This is a genomic window from Micromonospora sp. NPDC049139, assembly GCF_055586845.1.
The window spans coordinates 1-3,356 of record NZ_JBVJHK010000056.1 but is presented as its reverse complement, the minus strand read 5'-3'; the positions used below and the strand labels follow the sequence as shown (position 1 = coordinate 3,356).

The 3,356-nt window shown below is 63.9% G+C and carries 1 protein-coding gene; it reads left to right on the top strand.

The genetic code is table 11. The features are described from left to right. Positions 1-354: 354 nt before the first annotated feature. Positions 355-3,356: hypothetical protein (locus tag ACZ6Q9_RS34135; RefSeq protein ID WP_466021480.1), on the top strand; the 3,002-nt coding region annotated here is incomplete at its 3' end.

Here is a 3,356-nt window from a genome sequence, read left to right as displayed (position 1 = left end):
CCATTGGCTTTCCCGGATTGGGGGACGGAGACCGACGGAGCGGGCGGGTTCCCGGGCTCGCCGGCAGCGCGGACACCGGCGCCTGAATTTCCGACCGATGAGGCAGGGGTGCCACTGGAGCCTGGCTCGGAGTCGCCGCCGTCGGAGTCGGGACCTGAGCCGAAGCGTCCGCGTACCGATGGTGAGCCGGCGGATGGCCTGAATATTTATGCGGATGACCTGTCGAGTTTGCTCGATATGCGGGCACCATTGGCTTTCCCGGATTGGGGGACGGAGACCGACGGAGCGGGCGGGTTCCCGGGCTCGCCGGCAGCGCGGACACCGGCGCCTGAATTTCCGACCAATGAGGCAGGGGTGCCACTGGAGCCTGGCTCGGAGTCGCCGCCGCCGGTGGACGGTGCGCCGGCGGGCTCCGTGGACTTGCCGTCAGGGGTGGATCCGGCGGAATTGATGTTGGGGTTGCGGTCGGAGAACCCCGCGCTGGACGATGCGCCGGGCTCGCCGGCAGGGGTGCCGCCGGCGCATGGCTCGGCGTCGTCGGGGGGCGATGTCGCGTCGGGCTTGGAGCAGGAGGTGGCTAAGGCGATCACCACGTTGTCGGCCGTGGTGTCCAGTGACCAGGCGGAGCGCTTCGAGCGGTGGGCGCTCGAGGTGTTCGACTTCGATCCTCGGCGGTTTGACATGGGGGTGGCCGGGGTCTTTCAGCCGGTGTTGGACGCCTTTGGGAATCCGTTGGCGAAGTTGAAGGTCCGCAGCCTGGATGGACTGCGTGCGTGGGTGATTCGTGAGTTGGCCGACGACCTCGCCCGGGGTGCCGAGTCGAAATTTAGGGAGATTCTTCCGTATCCGGCGGACGTGTCGGAGCAGGAGCAGAAGGCGCTGCACCGGATCTGGTTCCGCAAGGTCGTCGGTGGCGGGGTTCACGAACTCACGCTTGTGCCTTTCCACGTGGCGGCCAAGGAGTTGTCCCGGCCGATGCTGGTCCATCATCCGTTCGGTGCCCCGGACCGCATCGGCCCGCCGCCGGATGACGGTGTCGTCCCGGAACAGGTCCTGTGGTGGAGGGGTGCTTACTTCCTCGTCAAACCTCGTGCCGAAGACGGCATCGCCGACCGGATCGCTGAGGGCTTCCCCCAGAAGATAAATCCCCACACGCGGCGGGAACTGGATGGGAAGTTCGAGAAGACGCGTGGTCTGCTGCAAGCGGCGATCGCCAAGGCGGAGAAGAATCCCGACAGCACCTACTCGCGTATCCTGGAAAACACCTTCCAGCGTGACCTCGCGGTCATCCGTCAACGCTCCTCCTTCCCGTACAGTCAGGTCCAGGAACTCGCCGCACACCTCCGATACTTGCGCAATCTCAAGGACCAGGGCAGCTGGGAAGACCAGCGCCCAACGGACCTCGATTTCCCATTCACCATCCGCGTCCCGGCCACCCCGGTGCGGCATGACCCGGAGATGTCGGGGTTCACTCGTCCGGTGCCCGGGTTGAGCATCTGGCTGGCCGGCCAGGAGATGCGTCTCGATGGGATCGATGGGATCGATGGGCTTGTTCGCCCGGGTGATGAGGTCTATGTCACTATCGGGAAGATTTCGAGAAGGCGGAGTGCCGGTTTTGTCGAAATCCGGTACACCCGGCCCGACGGCACCGAAAGCGCCATCTTCCAAGGGATCGACCGCAGGTTCACTCTCGGCGAGGTGGCAGCTCTGAAGACAATGGCACCCGGCCGGGCGTGGAAAACCGATCACCCATTGTTCGTCGATTCCTACCGCAGCACGACGTCGATATTCTCGGCCAGAAGGAATCTGGGCACACGGCTCGGCGGGTCAGGAGATCCCAGTATCTATCTCCCGGGAGGCATCCTGGCCGGCGGAGGTAAGTTCGACTACCCCACGACGCTGGACCGGATTGTTTTCAGAGCCGGGTTTGGCGTCACTGGTCAACCCCTGATGGTCGTGGAACTGACGGCCGCGATACGCGAGCGCCGGGTACATCCGGATCAAGAGAGTGGGGCCGGACAGGACCTGTACGTGGAAGTGGTCAACCCCGCCCTCACCGCGGACAGCATCGGCGGCATGTCGAGGTCCATAAATGTATATTGGGAGCTGGAGGATCTGTGGGATCTTTCCGGCGCAGTGACTTACCCAGGTGAAATTTTGGCGGATATCAAATTGCCCACCCCCCTGCGTACTGCCATTGGCAAGGGGAAGCACTTGACCCCCGGTGGGGGGGAGGTGCAGGTCACCAAGGGGACGAAGATTACCTACCGGGTAGGGAAGTGGCCGCGGCTGGCCGGATCGGAAAGCGGCGTTTTCGTCGTGGTCAGGGCGCCGTTGGTCGACGGAACCGGACACGCCTACCGGCTCATCGACACGGGCAAGAAGATCGATGAGCTCGATGGGATCATAAAGACTCTCAACAAACGGCAGGAACGGGATAATCGGCGTGTCCCGCTAGCCGGGTCGGCACCTGAGCGGCATCCCATCAGGGCCGGTGGGTCCGGCGGTGTCGCGCCGGACTTGCCGGAGGTGCCCGGCCAGGCGTGGAGACTCCCCCCATCGTTCGTCGGGTCCTACCACATCACGGCGTCGCTAGGCCGCCCCAAGTCGCTAGGCCGCCCCAAATCGAATTTTAGGAAGTTGGACGTAAAATTCGCCGGCCGCCCGGTCTATATCCCACAGGCCGTGGCGGTCGACGGAGATTCGTTCGTCTTTCCTGCGGACATCGAAGAGGTTCGTCTCGAACTCGGGTATGACAGCACTGGTCGATCCGCCGCGTTCGTGGAACTACCGGCCGAAAATAGTCCTACCGGGGAGACCCTGTACCTGAAGCTGGAGCCCGCCCCCACCGCAGACGACATCGAGTCGCTGCGCAGAAGGGCACTGTGGGTGCCGCAGAATCAGTGGGATCTTTCCGACGCAGAGGATTTCGAGGACGTAATGGGGGTAAAGAACCTATTGCCCCATTCCCTGCTTATTAGTGTTGGTACGGAGGGCGCGCTCGGTGGGGCGAAGGTGAAGGTCACCGCTGGGACGGATGTCACCTTCCGGGTAGGGAAGTGGTCGCGGCAGGTCGGACCGGAATTCGTTACCGGCGTTTTCGTCGTGGTCAAGGCGCCGTTGGTCGGCGGAACCGGACACGCCTACAAGATCATCAATACGAAGAAGACGCTCGATGAGTTCGAGGCGCTCATCAAAGATCTCCAAGACCGGCAGGAGAGGCGCAATATGCGCAGCCTGCGAGCCGAGTGGGCACCTGAGCCGACCAGGCAGCGTCCGAGCGCCGGGGATGGGCCGGGCGCTGGGGGTGGGTCGTCGTTGCCTGGTGGTGCGGCGGCGTTTGAGTGGGGTCGTGT